15 protein-coding genes are annotated in these 22719 nt (G+C 71.3%); 6 read left to right on the forward strand and 9 right to left on the reverse strand.

What is annotated here, in order from left to right:
- The first annotated feature begins 80 nt into the window (after positions 1 to 80).
- Positions 81 to 1238: an ATP-binding cassette domain-containing protein gene (locus tag QT196_RS19575; protein ID WP_168480326.1), complete on the forward strand. Its 1158-nt coding sequence runs from the start codon at positions 81 to 83 to the stop codon at positions 1236 to 1238.
- A 135-nt stretch (positions 1239 to 1373) separates the two neighbouring features.
- On the opposite strand, the gene QT196_RS19580 is transcribed toward QT196_RS19575, so the two are convergent.
- The 3 genes from QT196_RS19580 to QT196_RS19590 are packed head-to-tail and all read right to left on the reverse strand — an operon-like array spanning position 1374 to position 3738.
- Complete coding sequence (locus QT196_RS19580) at positions 1374 to 2324, reverse strand: ABC transporter substrate-binding protein (RefSeq protein ID WP_266737426.1); 951 nt, start codon at positions 2322 to 2324, stop codon at positions 1374 to 1376.
- Positions 2321 to 2995 (reverse strand): ABC transporter permease subunit, encoded by a 675-nt coding sequence (locus QT196_RS19585; protein ID WP_085923765.1) that lies wholly within the window; start codon positions 2993 to 2995, stop codon positions 2321 to 2323. The genes QT196_RS19580 and QT196_RS19585 overlap by 4 nt, the downstream gene beginning before the upstream one ends.
- Entirely contained in the window at positions 2992 to 3738 is a 747-nt protein-coding gene (locus tag QT196_RS19590) for an ABC transporter permease (RefSeq protein WP_266737428.1), read from the reverse strand. The genes QT196_RS19585 and QT196_RS19590 overlap by 4 nt, the downstream gene beginning before the upstream one ends.
- Positions 3739 to 4060: 322 nt before the next feature.
- Between QT196_RS19590 and QT196_RS19595 the strand changes: the two genes are divergently transcribed.
- A complete protein-coding gene (locus QT196_RS19595; protein ID WP_168480329.1) occupies positions 4061 to 4888 on the forward strand; it encodes a polysaccharide deacetylase family protein in 828 nt (275 codons plus the stop codon).
- A gap of 58 nt (positions 4889 to 4946) precedes the next feature.
- Here QT196_RS19595 and QT196_RS19600 read toward each other — a convergent pair whose 3' ends face one another.
- From QT196_RS19600 to QT196_RS19610, 3 genes are all read right to left on the reverse strand, one after another.
- Positions 4947 to 5516, reverse strand: a complete 570-nt coding sequence (locus QT196_RS19600; RefSeq protein WP_248001222.1) for a VanZ family protein — start codon at positions 5514 to 5516, stop codon at positions 4947 to 4949.
- A gap of 170 nt (positions 5517 to 5686) precedes the next feature.
- A complete protein-coding gene (locus QT196_RS19605) occupies positions 5687 to 6988 on the reverse strand; it encodes an alpha/beta hydrolase-fold protein (RefSeq protein ID WP_168480330.1) in 1302 nt (433 codons plus the stop codon).
- 293 nt (positions 6989 to 7281) lie between these two features.
- Positions 7282 to 9357 carry a PhoX family phosphatase gene (locus QT196_RS19610; RefSeq protein ID WP_266737429.1) on the reverse strand — a complete coding sequence of 692 codons (2076 nt, stop codon included), beginning with the start codon at positions 9355 to 9357 and terminating at the stop codon, positions 7282 to 7284.
- A gap of 540 nt (positions 9358 to 9897) precedes the next feature.
- Between QT196_RS19610 and QT196_RS19615 the strand changes: the two genes are divergently transcribed.
- The 3 genes from QT196_RS19615 (at position 9898) to metG (ending at position 15340) form a co-directional block, all read left to right on the forward strand.
- A complete protein-coding gene (locus QT196_RS19615) occupies positions 9898 to 11655 on the forward strand; it encodes a VWA domain-containing protein (protein ID WP_290355333.1) in 1758 nt (585 codons plus the stop codon).
- Between the two features lie 343 nt (positions 11656 to 11998).
- A complete protein-coding gene (locus tag QT196_RS19620; RefSeq protein ID WP_168480333.1) occupies positions 11999 to 13474 on the forward strand; it encodes an MFS transporter in 1476 nt (491 codons plus the stop codon).
- 150 nt (positions 13475 to 13624) lie between these two features.
- Positions 13625 to 15340, forward strand: a complete 1716-nt coding sequence (metG, locus tag QT196_RS19625; RefSeq protein ID WP_168480334.1) for a methionine--tRNA ligase — start codon at positions 13625 to 13627, stop codon at positions 15338 to 15340.
- Positions 15341 to 15456: 116 nt separating this feature from the next.
- On the opposite strand, the gene QT196_RS19630 is transcribed toward metG, so the two are convergent.
- Both QT196_RS19630 and aspS read right to left on the reverse strand, forming a co-directional pair.
- Positions 15457 to 17166 (reverse strand): hypothetical protein, encoded by a 1710-nt coding sequence (locus QT196_RS19630; protein ID WP_266737433.1) that lies wholly within the window; start codon positions 17164 to 17166, stop codon positions 15457 to 15459.
- Between the two features lie 210 nt (positions 17167 to 17376).
- Positions 17377 to 19140 carry an aspartate--tRNA ligase gene (aspS, locus tag QT196_RS19635; RefSeq protein ID WP_266737435.1) on the reverse strand — a complete coding sequence of 588 codons (1764 nt, stop codon included), beginning with the start codon at positions 19138 to 19140 and terminating at the stop codon, positions 17377 to 17379.
- Positions 19141 to 19419: 279 nt separating this feature from the next.
- Between aspS and QT196_RS19640 the strand changes: the two genes are divergently transcribed.
- Positions 19420 to 21597 carry a SpoIIE family protein phosphatase gene (locus QT196_RS19640; protein WP_266737437.1) on the forward strand — a complete coding sequence of 726 codons (2178 nt, stop codon included), beginning with the start codon at positions 19420 to 19422 and terminating at the stop codon, positions 21595 to 21597.
- On the opposite strand, the gene QT196_RS19645 is transcribed toward QT196_RS19640, so the two are convergent.
- Positions 21513 to 22673: an AI-2E family transporter gene (locus QT196_RS19645; RefSeq protein WP_266737439.1), complete on the reverse strand. Its 1161-nt coding sequence runs from the start codon at positions 22671 to 22673 to the stop codon at positions 21513 to 21515. The genes QT196_RS19640 and QT196_RS19645 overlap by 85 nt on opposite strands.
- Positions 22674 to 22719: the final 46 nt, after the last annotated feature.

Consider the following 22719-nt stretch of genomic DNA (forward strand, 5'->3'; position numbering starts at 1 on the left):
CAGGACGGTGGGCGCCGGGCGCACCCACCCGATTGCCCGCATGACGGGTCCGGTCGCGGGCCGCGGGATTCAATGGGGCGATGATCCGGTTCGACTCGGTCACCAAGCGCTACCCCGACGGGACCACCGCCGTCGACGGCCTCTCCTTCGAGGTCGGCCAGGGGGAGTTGGTGACGCTGGTCGGGCCGTCCGGCTGCGGCAAGACGACGACCATGATGATGGTCAACCGGCTGATCGACCCCACGCACGGGCGGATCTACGTCGACGGTGCGGACATCGCCGGCGTCGACCCGGTCACCCTGCGCCGGGGAATCGGCTATGTCATCCAGCAGACCGGGCTCTTCCCGCACCGCACCGTCCTCGACAACACCGCGACCGTGCCCGTTCTGACCGGCTGGAAGAAGGCCAAGGCCCGTGCACGGGCCGCCGAACTCCTGGATCTGGTCGGCCTGGACCCGGCCGTCTACGGCCCGCGCTACCCCGAGCAGCTCTCCGGCGGCCAGCGGCAGCGGGTCGGGGTGGCCCGTGCGCTCGCCGCCGACCCGCCGGTGCTGTTGATGGACGAGCCGTTTGGCGCGGTCGACCCGGTGGTCCGCGACCGGCTGCAGAAGGAGTTCCTGCGGCTTCAGGCCGATCTGCACAAGACGGTGCTGCTGGTCACCCATGACATCGAGGAGGCCATCCGGCTCGGCGACCGGATCGCGGTCTACGGAGCCGGCCGGATCGAGCAGTACGACACCCCCGCCAGCGTCCTCGGCGCCCCCGCGACCCCCTATGTCGCCGAATTCGTCGGTACCGACCGTGCGTTGAAGCAGCTGTCGGTCACCGGTATCGACCGTGGTGACCTCGAACGCCCGCCGTTCGTCCGGCTCGGCGAACCCGCCGCGGACGCCAGGGCACGGCTGCGGACCGAGGGCGCCCGCTGGGCGGTGGTGCTCGACGAGGACGGCACGCTGCACGGCTGGGTGGCCACCGAGGAACTGGCCGGCGGGGAGGGCACGGTCGCCGGTCATGCCCGCCGGATGGAGGCGTGGGTGCCGGTGACCGGCACCCTCAAGGCGGCCTTCAGCGAGATGCTCAAGCACGACGCCGGCTGGATCGCGGTCCTGGACGGCCACCGGTTCCTGGGCGTCTTCACCCCCACCAAGCTCCATGAGGCCTTGCGCCGCACCATCGGTTCGGACGAGCAGGGGGTACCGCGGGAGCGGGCCGAGGTGGAATCGGTGCCCACGGAGTGAGGGCGGGAGGGGCGTTTCACGTGAAACGCCCGGCCTGCCTCCCTGCGCGGCGTTTCACGTGAAACACCGGCCCGGTCACCGCTCGCGTCACGGGCACGGTCACTGTCCAGCACCGGCCACACCTCCCGCGCGGGTTCAGCTCTTCGGCAACAGCCCTTTGGACTTCAGGTAGTTGCGCGCCACATCCGCCGGGAGCCGCCGCCAGCTGTCCACCTGCTCGTTGAGATACATCAGATCGGCGGTGGTCAGCACCTTGTTGAGGCGGTTGAGCGCGGCGGCCGGCCCCGCGCCGCCCGCCCGGGCGCGGTTGACGACGGGGAGGACGTAATCGGCGTTCTGAAGCTTCTTGTCGTCGGTGAGCAGTACCAGCCCGAACCGGTCGAGGGTGGCATCGGTGCTGGTGGTGAGCACCATCTGGTCCTGCCCGTTCTGCACGGCCTGCTTGGCGGGTGTGGTGCCGACGCCCTTCGGGTCGATGGCGGTGATGTTGATCCCGTAGCGCTTCTTCAGCCCCGGCGCGCAGAACGGCCGCTGGACGCACTCATCGCCCGCGGCCAGACGCACCGGCAGCTTGGCGCGGCCCAGATCACTGAGGGTCTTGAGGTGGTGCTTGCGGGCGTAGTCGGCGCTCACCGCGAAGGCGTTCTGGTCGACGGCCCGGCCGGCCGGGAGCACGGTCAGACCGCGTGGGCCGGCGAGCCTGCGCAGCGCCGCCATGGTGGTTTCGATGTCGGGCGAGGCCACCGGGGGCGCCTTGGAGCCCTTGTTCTTGGCGTTGAGCCAGTCCGCGAAGGTGGCGGCGTACTCGGGTACGACATCGATCTGCCCCACCTCCAGGGCGGGTTCGTACAGCTCGCGGTTGCCGACGGTCACCACATGGGTCCGGTACCCGGCGTGGTCGAGCAGCGCCGCGTACATCTGGGCGAGCAGCTCGCTCTCGGTGAAGCCGGCCGAGCCGATGGTGAGTTCGTGGCTGTCGCCGGGGGAGGCGGTGATCGCGGCGCGGGTCTCCAGAGAGGGGCCGCTGGCGCAGCCCGCGAGTCCGAGGAAGACGACGGCCGCCACGGCCGCACCAGCGGCCCTCATCGCGCCCGTCCGCGGGCCCACCCCGGTGCCCACCGCTGGGCCAGCTCGAAGGCGGCCTCCATCAGCAGCGCGAACACCGCGACCAGCACCGCTCCGGCGACCACCTGCGGGGTGCTGGCGAGGTTGAACCCGGCGGTGATGATCCGGCCGAGCCCTCCGCCGCCCACCAGCGCGGCGAGGGTGGCGGTGGCCACCAGCTGGACCGCGGCGATCCGGATACCGGTCAGGACGAGCGGAGCGGCGAGCGGCACCTCGACCCGCCACACCAGCTGGGTGCCGGTCATCCCCATGCCCCGGGCGGCCCGCACCACGTTCTGGTCCACCTCACGCATCCCGACATACGCATTGGTCAGCAGCGGCGGAATCGCGAACAACACCAGCGCGATGATGGTCGGCCACTGCCCGTGCCGTCCAATCGGGGTGAGCAGCAGCAGGACGAGGACAGCGAAGGTCGGCACCGCGCGGCCGATGTTGGCGAGGTTGACGGCCAGCGCCCCGCCGCGGCCGAGATGGCCGAGGGTCAGGGCGACCGGCAGCGCGATCAGGGCGCTGATGACCAGACAGGAGAAGGTGAGCACGAGGTGCTGTTCGAGGCGGTGCCAGACGCCGTTCTCTCCGGACCAGTTGGCGGCGGTGGTCAGCCAACTCCACACCGCGGAGACGGTGTTCACGTCCGCCGCCCGAGGGCCGCGACCAGGCGCTTCGGCCCGGTGGCGGCCCGGGACCGCACCGCCCGCCGGCTCGCCCGGCGCCAGGGCGTCAGCAGCCGTTCCACGCCGAGCAGCAGCAGATCGAAGACCACCGCGAGAAGCACACAGAGCACGGACGCGGTGAGCACCTGTGCCTTGAAGAACGCGTTCATCCCGGCGTAGATGAGGTTGCCCAGTCCGCCGTATCCGACGATGGCGCCGACGGTGGTGAGCGCGACCGCCGAGACCGTGGCGATCCGCAGCCCGGCCATCGCCGCCGGCACGGCCAGTGGCAGTTCGACGGTCAGCAGTTGGCGCATCGGCCCGTACCCCATGCCCCGGGCGGCTTCCGTGGCCTCGGCGGGCACCCCGTCCAGCCCCGCCAGGATGTTCCGTACGAGCAGGGTGAGCGAGTAGAGCGCGAGGCCGACCACCACGAGGGTGGCGGACAGCCCGTAGAGCGGCAGCAGCAGCGAGAACATCGCCAGTGACGGGATCGTGTAGAGGACGGTCGTGATGCCGAGCACCGGCCCGACCGTCCAGCGTCTGCGCCGGGCCAGCAGCGCCAGCGGGACCGCGATCACCAGCCCGAGCGCCACCGAGAACACCGTCAGCTGGAGGTGCTGGAGGAGCGCGTCGAGGAGGATCTGCCGACGGGTGCTCAGGTAGTCGCCGCAGATCCAGTCGTTGTGCGCCAGGCAGTCGTCCGGCGGCGGTGCGGTCACGGTACGAGTCCATCGCGGCGGGGGCGGGGTGTCGCGGCGGACGCGTCCGATCGGGGTGGACGCGGACAGCCTCCGCCGCCGTCCCTCCCACCCGCTCCCGCGCCCCTCCGTCCGCGCCCCCTTCCCGTGCTCCCGGCACGTACACACCCCACGTACACATCCAGTGTGTACTGCCTATGTATAGTCCCCAGAGTCCCTACGACAGCTGTTCCCGAGCGGTCGGCGCGGCAGGGCAACGCCCTGTAGGCGTCGACTTCGTCATGCCCAAAAGTGCAGGTCACGGGCTCGCTGTCGGATCCACCGCACCCGAAGAGAGACCCGCATGCCGAAGTCGATATCCGTGGCCCGCCGTACCTTGATCGCCGGTCTGCTGACGGCCACGTCCCTGGTCCTGGCCCTCAGCGGCTGCGCCACCTACGACGTCACGGCCCCGGCCGACGCCCGCGCCGAGGCACCGGCGGCCGACGTCAAGGCGAAGGACGCCGCGGTCGCCGCGGCCGAGGACGGCAAGGCCCCGCGGGGTAAGGCCGGTGACGCCGTCGACTGCCGCAAGGCCAAGTGCGTCGCGCTCACCTTCGACGCGGGCCCCAGCGAGAACACCAACCGCCTGCTGGACATCCTCAAGAAGGAGAAGGTCCACGCGACGTTCTTCATGCTCGGCGAGAACCACGTGGAAAAGCGCCCCGCCGAGGTGAAGCGGATCGACGCCGAGGGCCATGAGCTGGCCAACCACACCTGGTCGCACCAGATCCTGACCGACATCGGGCCCGGCGAGGCCAAGCGCGAGATGTCCCGCCTCCAGGACGCGGTCCGCAAGATCACCGGTAAGACGCCGAAGCTGATGCGCCCGCCGCAGGGCCGGACCGATGAGTCGGTCTCCAAAATCAGCAAGGACCTCGGCCTGGCGCAGGTCCTGTGGAGCGTGACCGCCAAGGACTACCAGACCAACGACTCGGCCCTGATCACCAAGCGGGTGCTCGAACAGACCGAGCGCGACGGCATCATCCTGCTGCACGACATCTACCGGGGCACCGTGCCGGCCGTCCCCGGCATCCTCAAGGAGCTGAAGCAGCGCGGCTACACGATCGTCACGGTCTCCCAGCTGCTCTCCCCGGCGAAGCCGCAGCCGGGCATGGTCTACCGCCCGTAGCGCGGCCGGGCGCGCGCCACGGGGCGCGCGCCACCGCCGGTGCCGACCGGGCGCTGCGTCACCCCGGCCCGGCCCCGGATGCCTTGACCGGCCCCGCCGCCCCCTTGCCGGTGAGCCGGTGCCACCAGTGCCGGCGCCGCGGATGCACGGCCCGGCCCAGCCACCGCCCCAGCAGCAGATAGCCGAGCAGCGCACCGGCGCAGTTGAGGATCACATCGTCGATGTCGAACGCCCGCCCGGTGATCAGCGCCCCCTGCACCAGCTCCACCAGCAGCATCACCAGGGCGGTCGCCGCCCCCACCCGCAGCAGCCCGCGGGCCCGCGGCTCCAGTACGGGCAGCAGCACCCCGAACGGCAGGCCCAGCACGACATTGCCGCCGAGCTGTTTGACGGTGTCGGCCAGGTGCGGCTGCGCCAGATAGCCCCGGATCGAGTCACCGGGGCGGAGGTTGGGGTGGGTCAGCGGCACCGACGCCGCCGACGGGGTCAGCGTGACCCGTGCCAGCGCCGCCGCGAACGCCACCATCGCGGCGAAGGCCAGCACCAGCAGCAGGATCCGGACGGCCAGCGGGGCCCGTGCGGCCACCGGTGACCAGGCCGCCTCCCCGCCCTCTCGCGTACGCGCCATGAGAACTCCCCGGTGTGCGTGACGGACGGTGCGTCCGAGGAAATTCCGGTTACCCGAGGCCCCCCGGATCATGCGGAACGGTCCGCTCCCCGCCCGCCGCCGGCGCTCGGCGCAGGCATGCAAAAGGGGCGCCGGACAGCTCCGGCGCCCCTTTTCAGCTCACTCGCGGCTCACTGCTGGGGGCGCTCCGCCTCCACCCGTCGGCGGCCCTTGTTGTCGTCGGACGCGGACGGTGCCGGGGACGGCGTGGTCCGCTGCCCCGGGGCGCCGCCCTTGCCCACGCCCGGCTTGCGCTGCGGGAGCGCCTCGGTGTCCTGGGGGAACGTCAGCTGCTGGCTCTGCCACTGGAGGGCCGGCACGACCTCCCGCCGCCAGGTCGTGAACTGGTGGCTGCCCTGCGGCAGGATGATCGACTCGGTCGTCATCGGCGACTTGGCCGCCCGCAGGAACTTCATGGTGTCGCCGTAGTCCGCCTCGCCCTTACGGCTGCTGGCGACCAGCGCGGAGATCTGCGGCGCGGGGAGGTTCTTCAGCCGCCACAGCAGGTCGTGCTCGCGCTCGCGCCGGGCGCCCTCCGGACCGGGGCCGAAGAGGCTGCCGGTGGTCAGGTCGTCCTTGATCGCGTAGTCACCGGAGAGCGAGACCGCCGAGGTGTAGACCTTCGGGTTGCGCATCGCCAGCTGCAACGAGCAGGTGCCGCCGGACGAATAGCCGAACGCGCCCCAGGCGCTGGGGTCACGGCCCACCCGGTAGGCCGACTTCATGGCGTCCGGCAGATCCTTGGTGAAGAAGGTCTCGGCCTGCGGACCGCCCGGCACATCCACACACTCGGTGTCGCGCGGCGGGGCGATCGTCGGCCGGACCATCACGATCACCGTCGGCTGCATCTTGCCCTGCGCGATCAGCCGGCCGGCGTTCTGCGGCACCTGGAGGTGCTGTGCGAGGTTCATGATCCCGCCGGGGTAGCCGCTGATGACGACCATGACGGGGAACCGCTGGCGGCGGAACTGCTGCTGGAAGTACTGCGGCGGGAGATAGACGAAGCCCGGGTTGATGGCCCGGCTGCGACGGCCGATGATCTTCACGGACTCGACCTTGCCCACCCGGTCGGCTGGCCCCTTGGGCAGTCCGCTCACCCGGTCGAGCCCCTGCGCACCGGCCGGCTGGACCAGTCCGCCCTTGAGGTTGCCGACCGAGGCGTACTGCCCGCCGCCCTGGCTCAGGGATGCCGGCGCCTCATCGGTGTTGCCCAGCAGTTCGTCCCAGTTGCCGTAGAACTCGTAGTTCGTGTTCACGGCGAGGGCGAGCGCACACACGATCGACACCTGGGTGACCACGATCGCGCCCAGCCGGCCGAGGACGGCCGTCACGCCGCGCCGCGCCAGCCGGGGCCAGAGCCAGACCGTGGCGGCGACACAGAGCACCGCCAGCACGATCACCGTGTATTCGAGCGACTGACTGGTCAGCCCCATGCGCCCACATCTCCCGTCACCCTCGGAAGGGTTCTTGCCTTCTTAACCGGCCGCCTTAGGCACAACGGACGGCTCCGGACAATGGTCACCGGAGAAGACGGGCACACCTGCGCATCGGATACCTGAGCGACACACTTCTTACCCTGCTCTTGCCACATCGTTTCCGCGGCGTGATGTGGCGGGACGGGAGATACCGCCGGGGCGCGTCGCGGGACGGAGCGTGGGCCGCGGGATGTGACAGCGCCCCTGGGGACGGGGAGCCGGTCCCCGCCCCCATGGGCGCCTGCCTTCCCTCACATGCCGATGTCCCGCCCGTCCTTCCGCCATACGCTCACCACGGAGGGGCGGACCAACGCGCCTTCCCCGTCCGGCCATTGCGACGCGGGCCGCTCCACACTGGCGCCGTCCACCTCACCCGGGTGCTGCACGGCGACCATCACCCGCCGCTCCTGTACGACCGGCCCGCAGGTCTCGGCCCCCGTGGGCACCGTCAGGAACTGCCGGACCTCACCCCGCCGTTCGCCCGCGGTCGCCACGCCGAACAGCCCGTCATGACTGCCCAGCGCATTTCCGTCGGTCGATATCCAGAGATTTCCGTGCACATCAAAGGTGATGTTGTCCGGGCAGGAAATCGGGCTGACCTGGTCCTTGGGGAATCCGCCGAAATAGGTGGCCGGGTCCTCCGGGTCACCGCAGACCAGGAACAGCCGCCAGTCGAAACGGTCCGCCGCCGGATCGTCCCACCGCTCGCTCAGTTCCAGAATCTGCCCGTGCTTGTTCTCCTTGCGCGGATTGGGCTCGTCCGCCGGAGCCTTGCCCGTCTTCCCCCGGTCGCTGTTATTGGTCAGGGCGATATAGACCCGCCCGGTCCGCGGGCTGGGCTCGACATCCTCGGGCCGGTCCATCTTCGTGGCGCCCACCTTGTCGGCGGCCATCCGGGTGAAGACATAGACCTCTTCCGCCGTCATTCCCGGCACATGCGAGGTGTCCCCGCTCGCCAGCGGAATCCACTCCCCCGACCCGTCGAACTCGCCGTCCTTCGGCAGCTTGCCCGACCCGTCGATCTCCCCCGCCGCACTGTCACCGGTGAACTTGGCGACATAGAGCGTCCCCTCGTCCAGCAGCGTCCGGTTGTGCTCCCGCGCGGCCCGGGACGTTCCCCGCTTCATCCGCCGGGCGGAGACGAACTTGTAGAAGTAATCGAACTTCTCGTCATCGCCCATGTAGAGAACGGGCCGGCCGTCCGCGGTCAGCCGCGGTTCGGCCGCCTCGTGCTTGAACCGTCCCAGCGCCGTCAGCTTTCGCGGTGTCGACTCGGGGTCGTGGGGGTCGATTTCCACGACCCAGCCGAAGCGGTGCGGCTCATTCGGCTCCCGCGTCACATCGAAGCGCTTGTCGAAACGCTCCCACTTACGCTGGCTCGCGGCGCCGGTAATGCCGTACCGCTTGAGACGGGCCGCCGCCGTCGGATCGGTGACATTGCCCCCGTTGGCGAAATACTGGTTGAAATTCTCCTCGCCGGACAGCACCGTCCCCCACGGTGTGATGCCGCCGCCGCAGTTGTTGAGCGTCCCCAGAATCCGCGTCCCCTCGGGGTCGGCGGACGTCTTCAGCAGGTCGCTGCCCGCCGCGGGGCCGGTGACCTCGAACGGCGTGGTGCCGGTGATCCGCCGGTTGAGCCGGTGCCGGGACACCGCCGTCAGCCGCCCGCTGTGCCGCTCCTCCTGGACGACCAGTACGGACAGCCCGTGCGCCGCCCAGCCGATCTCGGCCTGCTCCCGCGTCGGCGCCTCCGCGTCGTACCCGGCGAACATCAGCTGCTCGTCGGTGTACTCGTGGTTGATCACCATCAGCTGCCGGTGCCGCTCGCCCGGCAGGTCCAGTACGGCCATGTAGTCGTTGTTGTAACCGAACTGCGCCGCCTGCGCCTTCGCCGACTGACGGTCCGGGTCGAAGGCCGGCGCCCCGCGCAGAATCGGGTCGCCCCACCGGATGACGATGTTCTGCGCGTGCCCCTCGGGGACGACCACCGCGTCGGCCTTGTTCGGCGCCACGGTGGCGAACCGCAGCCCGCGCGCCGCCTTGTGGCCCTTCCCCGCCCGGGACGCCTCACCGGCCCCCGGCGCCGCGACGGCCGGCGTCGCCCCCACGCCGCCCATTGCGCCGCCGGCTGCCGCCGCCACCGTCACGACCGCGGCGGCCCGCACCATCGCACGCCGGGACAGCGCACCGGCGATGACGTCACCGACGTAGGCGTTGTCGCTCGTGTTCGGCGTCTCGTGAAAGCAGGCGTCACCACAGCGGTAACGGCACGTCATGGCCGAACGCCCACCAGGATGCGAGCCGATCAACGGCAGGAACTTGCGCACATTTCCCCCTCTTTAGCGGAGTCGAACGAGGCCGAACGGTGTGCGGCGCGACGAAAGGATGCGAGCGCCGTAGTCCGGTTCGCGGTCATGGTTCGCCGTGACGCTAAACGGGCCGATCCGCCACATGACGACGCAAACATGAACAGCCGGTGAATCCGGGGGGACGGCAGGCCCGCCCGGCACCGTACGAGGGGTCAATCCCGGTTCCAGGGAGGGCAAAGAGCTGCCTACGACGGTGGCCCGGAGCACGGAAAGGATTCAGTCCGGTATCGAAAATTCCGCACGGGGTCGCCTGCCGCGCCGGTGTCCGCACGGCTGAGCAACCTCGTACGCAGGACCGATGTCTCCGCGGCGGAACTCCGGCGCCCCGGCCGAAACCCACTGACCCGCCACAGCCCCCGGATGGCCCACCACACAAGGCGCGGGGTCCCACGATGAGGCCGGTCCCGGCCGCTACCCTTACGTATCCGTCCTGGTCAGGGACATGTCCGTGCGTCACGGACATACGCCGCACCCACCACCCGCAAGAGAGGTTCGCCGATGGGCATTCGGAGTCTGCTGCGCAACGCTTTCGGTCGCTCCAAGGCGACCCGTGAAGAAACCGGCGCGGCCCCGAGCGGCGCCGACAAGCCGGAGTCCGCGACCATCCCGGAGGCCCGCGAGGAGTCCACACCGGCCCCCGCCGCCCCGGAAGCCGAGGTCCCGGCCGCCCGGACGGCCCCCACGGAGACCCCCGCCACCGACCCGGCACCGACGACCCCGACGCTCCCCGCCCAGGGCAGCCGCGTCGACCGCACGGAGCGGGCGGAGCGGGCGGCGGACAGCTCCCCGGTACGGGAGGAGGCCGCGGTATCCGAGGAGGCCGCGGTTTCTGAAGAGGCCGCCGGTCGGGATGCGGCCGAGGTGCGGGACGAGCCGACTGCCGACGACGCGACTGCGGCGGCCGCGGCGGCCGTATCGGGCGAGGCCATCGAGGCGGTCGAGGCGGCTGAGCCCGTCGTGGCGGTTGAAGCGGTTGAGGAGCCTGCGGCGGAGGCGGCCGCGGCCGAGGCCACGTCGGACTCTGCCGAGGACGCCGCCGAGCAGGCCGTTGCGGCCGGTACGAGCGACAAGGACGAGCCCGCGGCGGACGTCGCACCGGCCACCGCCACCGAGCCGGCCGCCGGCGACACCGTCGCCGATCTCGTGAGCCAGGCTTTCGACAGCCCGAGCGCGGCGGCGCCGGCCGAGGCCGAGCCGGAGGCCGACGCCGAGCCGGAGCCCAAGGCCGAGGCCGCCGAGACGAAGGCGGAGCCCGAGGTCGAGGCAAAGGCGGAGGTCGTCGCAGAGCCCGAGGCGAAGCCGGCCGCGAAGGCCGAGCCGGCGGCCGACGTCGTCGAGGCGGAGCCCGAGGTGGCGGCGGAGCCCGCGGCCGAGGCGGAGCCGAAGGACGAGCCGAAGGCCGCAGCGCCCACGACGGACGCCCCCAAGACGGAGGCTCCCAAGACGGCCGAGCCGCAGCCCGCAGCGCCGAAGGCCGACCAGCCGGCCGCGGACCGGCCGGCCGCCGACGAGCCCAAGGCCGAGGCCGTAGCCCCCTCCGCCGCCGCGGCCTCGCTCCCCACTACCGCGCCCGCCCTCGTCAGCCTCTACAAGGCCGCGGGCAGCACCCTGGAGAAGCACGGCCTCGCCACCCAGCGCGCCGCCGTCTACCTGGTCCTGGACCGCTCCGGCTCGATGCGTCCCTACTACAAGGACGGCACCGTCCAGAACCTCGCCGAGCAGGCCCTGGGCCTCTCCGCGCACCTCGACGACGACGCCACCGTGCCGGTGATCTTCTTCTCCACCGACATCGACGGCACCGCCGACCTCGACCTCGCCACCTACGAGGGCCGCATCGAGGAACTGCACGCCGGTCTGGGCCACATGGGCCGTACGAACTACCACTGGGCCATCAACGCGGTCGTCGACCACTACAAGAAGTCCGGCGCCACCGCCCCGGCCTTCGTCATCTTCCAGACGGACGGCGCCCCGACCTCCAAGCCGGCCGCCGAGAAGGCGCTCTGCGAGGCGGCCGGGCTCCCCATCTTCTGGCAGTTCATCGGCTTCGGTGACCCGGACGCCAAGGGCTTCGACTTCCTCCGCAAGCTCGACGACCTGGCCGTACCGGAGAAGCGCACCGTCGACAACGCCGGCTTCTTCCACGCCGGCCGCGACCCGCGCAGCCTCTCCCACGACGAGCTCTACCAGCAGCTGATGGTCGAGTTCCCCGAGTGGCTCACCGAGGCCCGCGCGGCCGGCGTCCTCAAGGACAGCTGACCGCTCTCGCCTCCACCACACCCGACACCTCACCGGCCGCGGCCGGGCGCCCCCGGGCCCGGCCGCGGCCGCCGTCGTGTGCGCCCCCTGGCCTCGGCGCCGACGCGCACCACAAGAGGCGAGGCCCCGCGCCCCTCCCTACGCTGAATGGGTGAAGTGCTCCGTTTGATCCGGTTGCTCCGGGTGGGAGCGGCGGGGTGGCCGGGGTGGCCGTACCAGCCGAGCGAGGCGGGCCGTGATGAGTGACGCGAGCCAAGAGGGAGGACCCGCTACCCCTCCCCGGACCACTACTCCCAGCTGGGCCACTCCGGCGAAGCCCGATCCGCGGCGCTGGTGGGGCCTCGTGGTGATTGCGATCGCGCAGTTGATGGTGGTGCTGGACGCGACGATCGTGAACATCGCCCTGCCGTCGGCCCAGCGGGATCTGGGGATGTCGGACGCCAACCGGCAGTGGGTGATCACCGCGTACACGCTGGCGTTCGGCGGGCTGCTGCTGCTCGGCGGGCGGATCGCCGACCTGGTGGGACGGAAGAAGACGTTCATGATCGGGCTGGTCGGGTTCGCGGTCGCGTCGGGTCTGGGCGGTGCGGCCACCGGGTCCGGGCTGCTGTTCGGGGCGCGGGCACTCCAGGGCGCCTTCGGGGCGCTGCTGGCACCGTCCGCGCTGTCGCTGCTCACCACGACGTTCACCATCGGGAAGGAGCGAAGCAAGGCCTTCGGGATCTACGGGGCCATCGCGGGCGGCGGCGCGGCCATCGGACTGATCGCCGGCGGGCTGCTGACCGAGTACCTGAACTGGCGCTGGTGCCTGTATGTGAACGTGCCGATCGCGGTGATCGCCTTCCTGGGCGCGGCGGTGTTCCTGCACGACAAGCCGGAGCGGGGCCGGGTGCACCTGGACATTCCAGGTGCGGTGCTGGGCTGCGGCGGCCTGGTCGCGATCGTCTACGGGTGCAGCGAGGCGGAGCCACGGGGCTGGGGCGACGGGCTGGTCATCGGGCTGCTGGCGGGCGGGGTGGCGCTGCTGGCCGTCTTCGGCTGGTGGCAGTCGCGGGCGCCGCATCCCCTCCTGCCGCTGCACATCGTGCGGGACCGCAATCGCGGCGGCGCCTTCCTGACCATGGCGCTGGCGGTCATCGCGATGTTCGGGATGTTCCTGTTCATGACCTACTACCTCCAGACCGTGCTCGGCTATTCACCGGTCCGGACCGGCATGGCCTTCCTGCCGATGGTGGCGGCGATCGTGATCGGCTCGACGCAGATCTCGGCGCGGCTGCTGCACCGCATCCCGCCACGGTTCCTGATGGTCCCGGGCGCGCTGCTGGCCGCCGCGGGGCTCTTCACCCTGCGGTATCTGACGGCCGAACCGGCGTATGTGTCGCATGTGCTGCCGGCCATGCTGCTCGTCGGGCTCGGCATGGGCCTGATCTTCATGCCGGTGATGGCGACGGCCACGTCCGGGGTGGCCCCGCACGACTCCGGGGTCACCTCCGCGACCGTCAACACGGCGCAGCAGGTGGGCGGTTCGATCGGTACGGCGCTGCTGAACACCATCGCCACCTCGGCGAGTGCGGTGTTCATCGCGGACCACCTGGCGGACGCGGCCCGGAAGGGCGGCGGGCTCGGGCTCACCCCGGCGGTGCGGGACCAGATCGTCAAGAACGGGGTGGTGCACGGGTTCAACGTCGCCATCGGGGTGGCGTCGGCGATCATGCTGCTGGCCGCGCTCGTCGCCGGACTCCTGGTCAACGGCCGGGCGCCGAAGCAGGGCCGGTCCCCGGCGGCGGACGGCGCCGAGTCGGCGGACGCGGCGGTGTGAGCGCGGGCCGCGGCGGGCGGCAGCGGGGGTGAGCGGGGGCGCGGTCCGGCACCGAAATACCCGCGCGGTCCCCCCTGCCCCGTCCAGTACGATATTGACGTTCCGTAAAGCAAATCCTCACTCACCGTAGCGACTTGGGAGCAGCCGGCAATGGCTCGACACCTCATCACCAGCGCCCTTCCGTATATCAACGGGATCAAGCACCTGGGCAACATGGTGGGGTCCATGCTCCCGGCCGACGTCTATGCCCGGTATATGCGGCAGCGCGGGCACGATGTCCTCTACATCTGCGCGACGGACGAGCACGGGACCCCTGCCGAGCTCGCGGCGAAGGACGCGGGCCAGTCGGTCGACGCGTTCTGCGCGGAGCAGCACGACAAGCAGAAGGCCATCTACGAGGGCTTCAGCCTCGCATTCGACTACTTCGGCCGGAGCTCGTCGCCGGAGAACCTGGAGCTGACGCAGCACTTCGCGCGCAAGCTCCACGAGAACGGCTTCATCGAGGAGCGGGCGATCCGCCAGGTCTTCTCGATCGCCGACGACCGCTTCCTGCCGGACCGCTACATCGTCGGCACGTGCCCGCACTGCGGCTACGACAAGGCGCGCGGCGACCAGTGCGAGAACTGCACCCGGGTGCTCGACCCGACCGATCTGATCGACGCCCGCTCGGCGATCAGCGGCAGCGGTGACCTGGAAGTGCGCGAGACCAAGCACCTCTTCCTGCTCCAGTCGAAGCTTCAGCACGAGGTCGAGGGCTGGCTGGAGGGCAACGGCAGCAAGGACTGGCCCACGCTGGCCTCGTCCATCGCGCACAAGTGGCTGACGGAGGGCCTCCAGGACCGGGCGATCACCCGTGACCTGGACTGGGGCGTGCCGGTGCCGGCCGATGTGTGGCCGGAGCTGGCGGCCGAGGGCAAGGTCTTCTACGTCTGGTTCGACGCGCCGATCGAGTACATCGGCTCCACGAAGGAGTGGGCGGACGCCGACCCGGAGAACCGCGACTGGAAGTCGTGGTGGTACGAGGCCGAGGACGTCCGGTACACGGAGTTCATGGCCAAGGACAATGTGCCGTTCCACTCCGTGATGTTCCCGGCGACCCAGCTGGGCACCCGCGAGCCGTGGAAGAAGGTCGACTTCCTCAAGGCCTTCAACTGGCTCAACTACTACGGCGGGAAGTTCTCCACCTCCCAGCGGCGCGGCATCTTCACCGACGCGGCCCTGGAGCTGCTGCCGGCCGACTACTGGCGCTACTTCCTGATCGCCAACGCCCCGGAGTCCGACGACACCTCCTTCACCTGGGAGCTGTTCGCGTCCTCGGTCAACAAGGACCTGGCCGACACCCTCGGCAACTTCGTCAACCGGGTGCTGTCGTTCTCCCGGAAGCGGTTCGGTGACGACGTGCCCGCGGGCGCCGAGGCCGGGGCCGCGGAGCAGAAGCTGGGCGAGGAGATCGCCGGGCTGCTGGCGGAGTACGAGGGCCACATGGAGGCCCTCCAGTTCCGCAAGGCCTCGGCCTCGCTGCGCGCCCTGTGGAGCGCGGGCAACTCCTACCTGGAGGAGAAGGCCCCGTGGCTGGAGATCAAGACCGACAAGGAAGCGGCGGCGCTGACGCTGCGTACGGCGATGAACCTCATCCACCTGTACGCGATCGTCTCCGAGCCGTTCATCCCGTCGTCGGCCAAGGCGATGCGGAGTGCCTTCGCGCTGGAGAACGACACCGCGGTGTGGGTCTCCCAGGAGGAGGCGAAGGCGCTGGCCTCGGTGCCGGCCGGAACTCCCTTCACCGTGCCGCCGGTGCTCTTCGCGAAGATCACCGAGGACGACCTGGAGGCCTACCGCGAGCGCTTCGGCGGCGCGGAGCAGTGATCCCCGCCTGACCGCGGGTCTCTCCGCGGCCAGAACAGCACGCATGCACGCCCGTCCGGCCCTCAGGCCGGGCGGGCGTCCGCATGTGTGGGCCCCGATGGCCCGGACGCCGCGGCTCAGGGCCGGGTCGGCGGGGACACAAAGGCGTGCAGTGGCTTCAGGCCCGGCGTCGGCGGCAGCGGGACCGGGCGCCAGCCACGGGCGTAGGCCGGCGGCTTACGGCCGTCGACCAGGACGACGGTGGGCCTGGCCGCGGCCAGCCGGGCCAGGCCCGCGGGAGTGATACCGGCGTCGTGGCCCCGCGGCTGGCGGGACGCACAGCCCGCCTGGTACGCCACCCGTACCGCCTCCTCGCCGCTCACCACACAGGGCGGCCGCAAACCGGCCTCCTTCAGCGTCCCGGAGATCCGGTCGATACCGGCCTGGGCGCGTGCGGTGCTCCGCACCATCTTGTGCAGAATCACCAGCTGGATGGCTTCATGGCTGGTCAGCGCGAGGACGAGGACGGCCACCGCCCAGGCGTGCCGGCGGCGCGGCAGCCGGGTCAGCCAGTACAGGAACCACGCGGCGGGCATCAGCAGCAGGGCGTACGCGGGCAGCAGGAAGCGCGGCGCGGCGTAATTCACCGTCAGCAGGTAGGGCGCGGCGAGGCAGAGGCCGGCCAGCGCCGGGACGACGAGCGGAGCCGGTCCGTTGCGGTGCAGCGGGCCGACCGGATCGCGCAGCCGCACCGCGGGCCACACCGGGCCGTGGTGGTCCGGCTCGCCGACCGGCTCACGGCTGCCCGGCCGGACCGGCGCCAGCCCGAGTGGCTGCGGGCCCCCACCGCGCTCCGCGGACGCCCAGGCCGGACCGTAGCGGTGCAGCGCACCACCGGACTCACGGGAGCGCAGCGCCACCCATACCGCCCCGATGACCGCCAGGGGCAGCAGGAACCACCACACCGCCGTCACCGGGTGGTCCCAGGCCAGATGGCAGGGCCGGCACAGGGTCTTTCCCTGAAGCGAGCGGGCATGGTCGTCGAAGGACAGATGCCAGCCCAGACCGCCCTGGATCCGCCCGGCCTCCCGCAGCCGGGCCACCAGCCCGCCGTAGGACAGATACGCCTCCGCGACCCACTCGGCGCACCCCAGGGCCAGCCCGGCGGGCAGCGCCAGCAGCACGGCGGGGCGCCGCCAGGACGGGACGCACAGCGCCGCGGCGAAGAGCGGCACGGCCAGCCAGACGGCGTCGGTGGGGCGCATCAGCGCGGCCACCGCCACCGCGACGCCGAGTCCGGCCGCCGCGCCCCGGCCGGCGCGGGGGGCCAGTTGGCGGGACGGCTGCCGTACGGCGCGCAGAAAGCAGCCGGTGGCGACGAGCGCGGCGTAGGCGACCCACAGGTTGGGCATCGCCTGCGGGCCGTAGAAGAGCGTGATCCACAGACCGGCGAACAGCGCGCCGCCCAGCGCCGGTACGGGGGCGGGCAGCAGTCGCCGCCAGACGCACAGGCTGAGCAGGAACCCGGCGCCGGAGAGCACCGCCAGGTAGCAGTGCAGCACGGTGGCCGAGGTCGTCAGCGCGGCAGCCGGGGCGAGCAGGAAGCTGACGCCGCGGGCGCGCGGCGCGCTGAAGAACGCGGCCGGCGTATCGCGGTCGACCTGGCTGACGTAGACCGTCTCGTCCCATCCCAGGCCCGGGGTGGTCAGGGCGCCATAGACCAGGAGGGCGGTGAAGACGGCGGCCACGGCGGTGAGCCACCAAAGGTCATGGGCCGCGGCGGAGCGCGTCGCGCGGGCCCGCGGCCCCGGGCCGGCCGGAGCGGAGAGGAGGCTGGCTTGCTGCATGAGCACCACAGTGCGGGCGCTGCCGGAGCCCGGCCACACGAGTGGAGCGGTCGGGGCACCCGGGCCGCCCTGCGGCGTCCGTTCCCGTCCCGGGACCGCCGGGCCGCCGACGACCGCCCGGCAGCACAGAGGCCCCGAACGGGCCGGGGCGGCGTTTCACGTGAAACGCCGCCCCTCAGCCTGTCCGAGGCCCCTCGCCGTCAGTGGCGCCTACTTCACCGGCGGCTTGCGCAGGGAGAGGTGCAGCTCCTTGAGGCGGGCCTCCTCGACCTCGCTCGGGGCGCCCATCAGCAGGTCCTGGGCGTTGCCGTTGAGCGGGAAGGCGATGGTCTCGCGGATGTTGGGCTCGTCGGCCAGCAGCATGACGATGCGGTCGACGCCGGGGGCGATGCCACCGTGCGGCGGAGCGCCGAACTTGAAGGCCCGGAGCATGCCGCCGAACTCGGCCTCGACCGTCTCCTTGTCGTAGCCGGCGATCGCGAAGGCCTTGTACATGACCTCGGGCTCGTGGTTACGGATCGCGCCGGAGGACAGCTCGGTGCCGTTGCAGACGATGTCGTACTGCCAGGCCAGGATGTCCAGCGGGTCCTTGGTCTCCAGCGCCTCCAGGCCGCCCTGCGGCATGGAGAACGGGTTGTGCGAGAACTCGATCTTGCCGGTGTCCTCGTCCTTCTCGAACATCGGGAAGTCGACGATCCAGCAGAAGCGGAACTCGTCCTCGACGAAGTGGCCGGCGCGCTTGGCGACCTCGACGCGGACCGCGCCCATGATCTTGGAGACCTCGTCGAACTCACCGGCGCCGAAGAAGACGGCGTGGCCGGGCTTGAGGTCCAGGGCGACGACCAGCGACTTGATGTCGTCCTCGGTGAGGAACTTGGCGATCGGGCCGGTCAGCGCGTTGTCCTCGCCGACGCGGACCCAGGCCAGGCCCTTGGCGCCCTGCTGGACGGCGAAGTCGCCCAGCTGGTCGAAGAACTTGCGCGGCTGGTCGGCGGTGTCCGGCACGGCCAGCGCGCGGACGTGCTTGTCGGCGAAGGCCTTGAAGCCGGAGCCCGCGAAGACGTCGGAGACATCCACCAGCTCCAGCTCGGCGCGCAGGTCCGGCTTGTCGGAGCCGTACTTGAGCATCGCCTCGCGGAACGGGATGCGCGGGAACGGGGAGGTGACCGTGCGGCCGTTACCGAACTCCGTGAACAGCTCGGTCATCAGCTTCTCGACGGGCTGGAAGACATCCTCCTGCTCGACGAAGCTCATCTCGACGTCGAGCTGGTAGAACTCGCCCGGCGAGCGGTCCGCGCGGGCGTCCTCGTCACGGAAGCAGGGCGCGATCTGGAAGTAGCGGTCGAACCCGGCGATCATCAGCAGCTGCTTGAACTGCTGCGGGGCCTGCGGCAGCGCATAGAACTTGCCGGCGTGCAGACGGGAGGGGACCAGGAAGTCGCGGGCGCCCTCGGGGGAGGTCGCGGACAGGATCGGGGTCGCCATCTCGTTGAAGCCGAGGGCCACCATCTTGTGACGGATGGCGGAGATGACCGCGGTGCGCAGCATGATGTTGCGGTGCATCCGCTCGCGGCGCAGGTCGAGGAAGCGGTATTCGAGGCGCTTCTCCTCGTTGACACCGTCGTCCGCGTTGATCGTGAAGGGGATCTGGTCGGCGGCGCCGAGCACCTCGACGTCGGAGACCTCGATCTCGACCTCACCGGTCGGCAGATCGGGGTTGACGTTGTCGGCACCGCGCGCGCTGACCTTGCCGTCGATGCGGACGACGGTCTCCTTGGTCAGCGAGCTGAGGGCCTCGTTGGCCGGTGTGCCGGGGCGGGCGACGAGCTGGACCAGACCGTAGTGGTCGCGCAGATCGATGAAGAGGATGCCGCCCAGGTCACGTCGATTGTGCAGCCAGCCGCTGAGGCGGACGTCGGTGTCGACGTCCGTGGCTCGGAGCTCGCCGCAGTTATGGGACCGGTACCGATGCATCGCTCATCCAAGTCGTCGCGAGTGTCGAGGTGAGGAGTTGTCGGGAGAGGGAGAGGAAAAGGAGTACGGGCTCACGCGCCCGGTCGCTCTCCCCGTGGATCACCCGAAAGGCCACCCCAGGATTGACATAACCGCTCCAGGTTACCGTCCCGGCCAGCACGTCTTCGTTGACATATACGCATCAGCGCCGTGAGGACCGGCCCGGGGCCTCCCGACTGGGACGATGGTCACGTTCCGGCTCGCTGGTGAGGCGCCGCCAAACGCACCTAAAGTGAGGCAATGCGCACCGAGGATCTCCTGGCCGCCGTCGCGACCGGCATGTGGCGCTGGGACCACACATCGGAACGGGTGACCCTCGACGCCGAAGCGGCCCGGCTGCTCGGGCTGCCCGCCGCACCGGCGGAACTGACCCAGGCCGCGGTGCGCTCCCGTTTTCATCCCGTCGACTTCGCCGAGGTCATGGGGATCGTGCAGCTCGCGGTCGCCGAGCAGACGCTCGCCGAGTCCCGGCTGCGCATCGTGGACGAGCAGGGGCGGGTGCAGCGCATCGTCCGCTCCCGCTCCCGCCCCCGGGTCGTCGACGGCGACCTCGAGATGGTCGGCACCCTCCAGGAGGTGCCCGAACCACAGCCCGGGACCTCTGCCGCGCACACCCCGATAACCGGTGACTGGCGCCGCTCCCGTGAGGCGTTCCTACTGGACGCGGGCCGGGCGCTGGCCGAGGCGCGGTCCACCGCCGAGGTGCTGCGGGTCGCGGCCGGGCTGTCCATGCCGGGGTTCATGCCCGACGGGCTGGCGGTCTTCGGCATCGACGGCGACCGGCTACCGGTCATCGGCCAGCACGGCTACGCGTCCGGCGACGAGCGGCCGTTCGCCGACATGACGCTGACGGCCGACCACCCCGCCGCCGAGGTCGTCCGCACCGGCCGGGCCAGCTATCTGCCCACCCCGGAGGAGTACCGCCGCCGCTACCCCGCCACCTGGCCGCTGGCCGCCCGTTTCCGCCGGACGTCCTGGGCGTTCCTGCCTCTGGTGAACGCGGGCCGGACGATCGGCGCCTGGATGGCGGCGTTCGCCCAGCCGGTGGCGTTCACCCCCGATGAGCGCTCGGTGCTGACCACCGTCGCCCGGATGCTGGCCCAGGCACTGGCCCGGGCCGTGATGCAGGAGGAACAGCAGGAACTGGCGCTGGCTCTACAGCGCAGCATGATGCCGACGGTGCAGCCGGACATCCCGGGGATGACGGTCGCGGCCCGCTACGTCCCGACCGGCGGCGGACTGGAGGTCGGCGGCGACTGGTACGACATGATCCCGCTGCCGTCCGGCCGGATCGCGCTGGTCATCGGGGATGTCCAGGGGCACGACGTACGGGCCGCGGGCCTGATGGGGCAGCTGCGGATCGCGCTGCGGGCGTACGCGTCCGAGGGCCATCACCCCGACGCGGTGCTCTCCCGCGCCTCCCGCTTCCTGGCCGGGATCAATGAGACCGAGCTCCGCGGCCACGGCGAGGACCAGCGCTTTGCGACCTGCCTCTACATCGAGGTGGACCCGGCGACGGGGCTGCTGGACATCGCGCGGGCCGGCCACCCCGAGCCGGCGATCCGGATGAGCGACGGCACGATGCTGGTCCGGCCCACCGCGGGCGGACTGCCGCTGGGCATCATCCCGGACACCGACTACCCCACCACCCGGCTCGTCCTGGAGCCCGGCGAGACCATGATGGTGTGCACCGACGGGCTGATCGAGACCGGCGGCCACGATCTGGACACCGGCTGGGAGCGGCTGCGCGACGTCCTGGAGGCATGGGAGGCCGACGAGGACGGCGAGAGTCTGGAGCGGCTGGCCGACGCGCTGGTCCAGGCCGTGCACGGGCCGCCGTCGCACCACACCACCGGGCCGCTGGTGGACCGCCGCGAGGACGACATCGCCGTACTGCTGCTGCGCCGCGAGGGCGCCGCCTGCGGGGTCGGCACCGGCGGCCTGCTGACGCCGCAGCCCGTCCGGCGCACCGTGCTCTCCGTCGCCCAGGCCGAGCCGGAGCGGATAGCCGAGGCGCGCCGGCAGGTCCGGGACGTGCTGCACGACTGGGCCGACCCGGACCAGGTGGACTCGGCGGTGCTGATGGTCTCCGAGATGGTCACCAATGTCCTGCTGCACACCGACGGGGACGCGCTGCTGGTCGCCGAGATCACCGGTGAGCGGGGCGCCCGGCGTATCCGCGTCGATGTCGCCGACAGCAGCGACGAGCTGCCGCACCGCCGCAGCCCCGGCGAACTGGCGTCGTCAGGGCGCGGTCTGATGCTGCTGGAGCTGCTGGCCGGGGCGTGGGGCGTGGATCCGCGCGGGGACGGCAAGTCGACGTGGTTCGAGCTCTACGAGGAGGCGGCCGAGGCCGCGGGCCCGCTGTCGTCGGAGTCCGAGTCGGAGTCCGAGTCCGAGTCCGAGTCCGCGGCGTAGTGCACCCGTAGCTCGTGGAGCACGCCGGTCGCGGCGGCGGTCAGCGGTACGGACAGCAGCATGCCGAGGATGCCGGCGACGCTGGCGCCCGCGGTGATCGCCAGCATCACGGTCGCCGGATGCATCTGGACCGTACGGCTCTGGATCATCGGCTGGAGTACATGGCCCTCCAGCACCTGCACGGCCAGGACGACGCCGAGCGCCCACAGCGCGATCACGAAGCCGCGGTCGGCCAGCGCGACCAGGATCGCCACCGCGCCGGAGATGAAGGCGCCGAGGTAGGGGATGTAGGCGCCGACGAAGACCAGTGCGCCCAGTCCGACGGCGCCCGGCACCTGGAGGATCAGCAGTCCGACGGTGATGCAGATGGCGTCGATCAGCGCGATGAAGGTGGTGCCGCGCATAAAGCCCTCGATGCTCTGGAAGCCGCGGCGGGCCATCCGCTCCAGCTGCGGTGCCGAGGTGCCGGGCGCCCAGGCCCGCAGGGCGCGTACGGCCTTGTCGGAGTCGCGCAGGAAGAAGAAGGTCAGCAGCAGGGCCAGGACCGAGGCGGCGAGGAACTGGCCGACGACGCTGACCCCGGCCAGCAGCCCGGACGCCGCGGTACCTCCGAACTTGGCGACCAGGTCCTTGGACTTGGCGGCGAGATCGTCGAGCGAGGTACCGGCCGCCCCGAAGTGCTGGGAGAGGTCGTGGGCGGCGTTCCGGAGCGAGGCGATGATCTGGTCCCCGGTGTCGACCAGTGCGCTGACGACGATGTATCCGGCGCCACCGACCACCACCACGAGGACCGCACAGGTCAGTCCGGCCGCCAGGGAACGGTTGAGCTTCATCGCCACCAGCCGCCGGTAGAGCGGCCCGAGCAGCCCGCTGCCGAGCAGTGCCAGCAGTACGGGGGTCACGGCCGCGCTCAGTTCGACGCACAGCCATACCCCGAGGGCCAGCACGGCCGCGATCAGCAACGCCACCAGGCACCAGGCCCCGGCACGGCGGGCCTCGATCGGCAGCAACGGGCTGGAAGGCTGCGGCCGTTCACCCTCGGCGCCGCGCCGGTTCTCCTCCGAGTCGTTTCGCACCCGGACAGTCCACCACGGCCGCAGGCCCGGGGCGGCTCCGGGAAGG

The sequence above is a fragment of the Streptomyces sp. P9-2B-2 genome (assembly GCF_030406865.1).
GTDB lineage: Bacteria > Actinomycetota > Actinomycetes > Streptomycetales > Streptomycetaceae > Streptomyces > Streptomyces platensis.

Excerpts from the sequence above, each read along its gene's own strand:
- metG (WP_168480334.1), top strand. The coding sequence starts at position 13,625 with ATGGCTCGACACCTCATCACCAGCGCCCTTCCGTATATCAACGGGATC.
- QT196_RS19640 (WP_266737437.1), top strand. The coding sequence starts at position 19,420 with ATGCGCACCGAGGATCTCCTGGCCGCCGTCGCGACCGGCATGTGGCGC.
- QT196_RS19630 (WP_266737433.1), bottom strand. The coding sequence starts at position 17,166 with ATGCAGCAAGCCAGCCTCCTCTCCGCTCCGGCCGGCCCGGGGCCGCGG.
- QT196_RS19595 (WP_168480329.1), top strand. The coding sequence starts at position 4,061 with ATGCCGAAGTCGATATCCGTGGCCCGCCGTACCTTGATCGCCGGTCTG.
- aspS (WP_266737435.1), bottom strand. The coding sequence starts at position 19,140 with ATGCATCGGTACCGGTCCCATAACTGCGGCGAGCTCCGAGCCACGGAC.
- QT196_RS19575 (WP_168480326.1), top strand. The coding sequence starts at position 81 with ATGATCCGGTTCGACTCGGTCACCAAGCGCTACCCCGACGGGACCACC.
- QT196_RS19605 (WP_168480330.1), bottom strand. The coding sequence starts at position 6,988 with ATGGGGCTGACCAGTCAGTCGCTCGAATACACGGTGATCGTGCTGGCG.
- QT196_RS19580 (WP_266737426.1), bottom strand. The coding sequence starts at position 2,324 with ATGAGGGCCGCTGGTGCGGCCGTGGCGGCCGTCGTCTTCCTCGGACTC.
- QT196_RS19600 (WP_248001222.1), bottom strand. The coding sequence starts at position 5,516 with ATGGCGCGTACGCGAGAGGGCGGGGAGGCGGCCTGGTCACCGGTGGCC.
- QT196_RS19615 (WP_290355333.1), top strand. The coding sequence starts at position 9,898 with ATGGGCATTCGGAGTCTGCTGCGCAACGCTTTCGGTCGCTCCAAGGCG.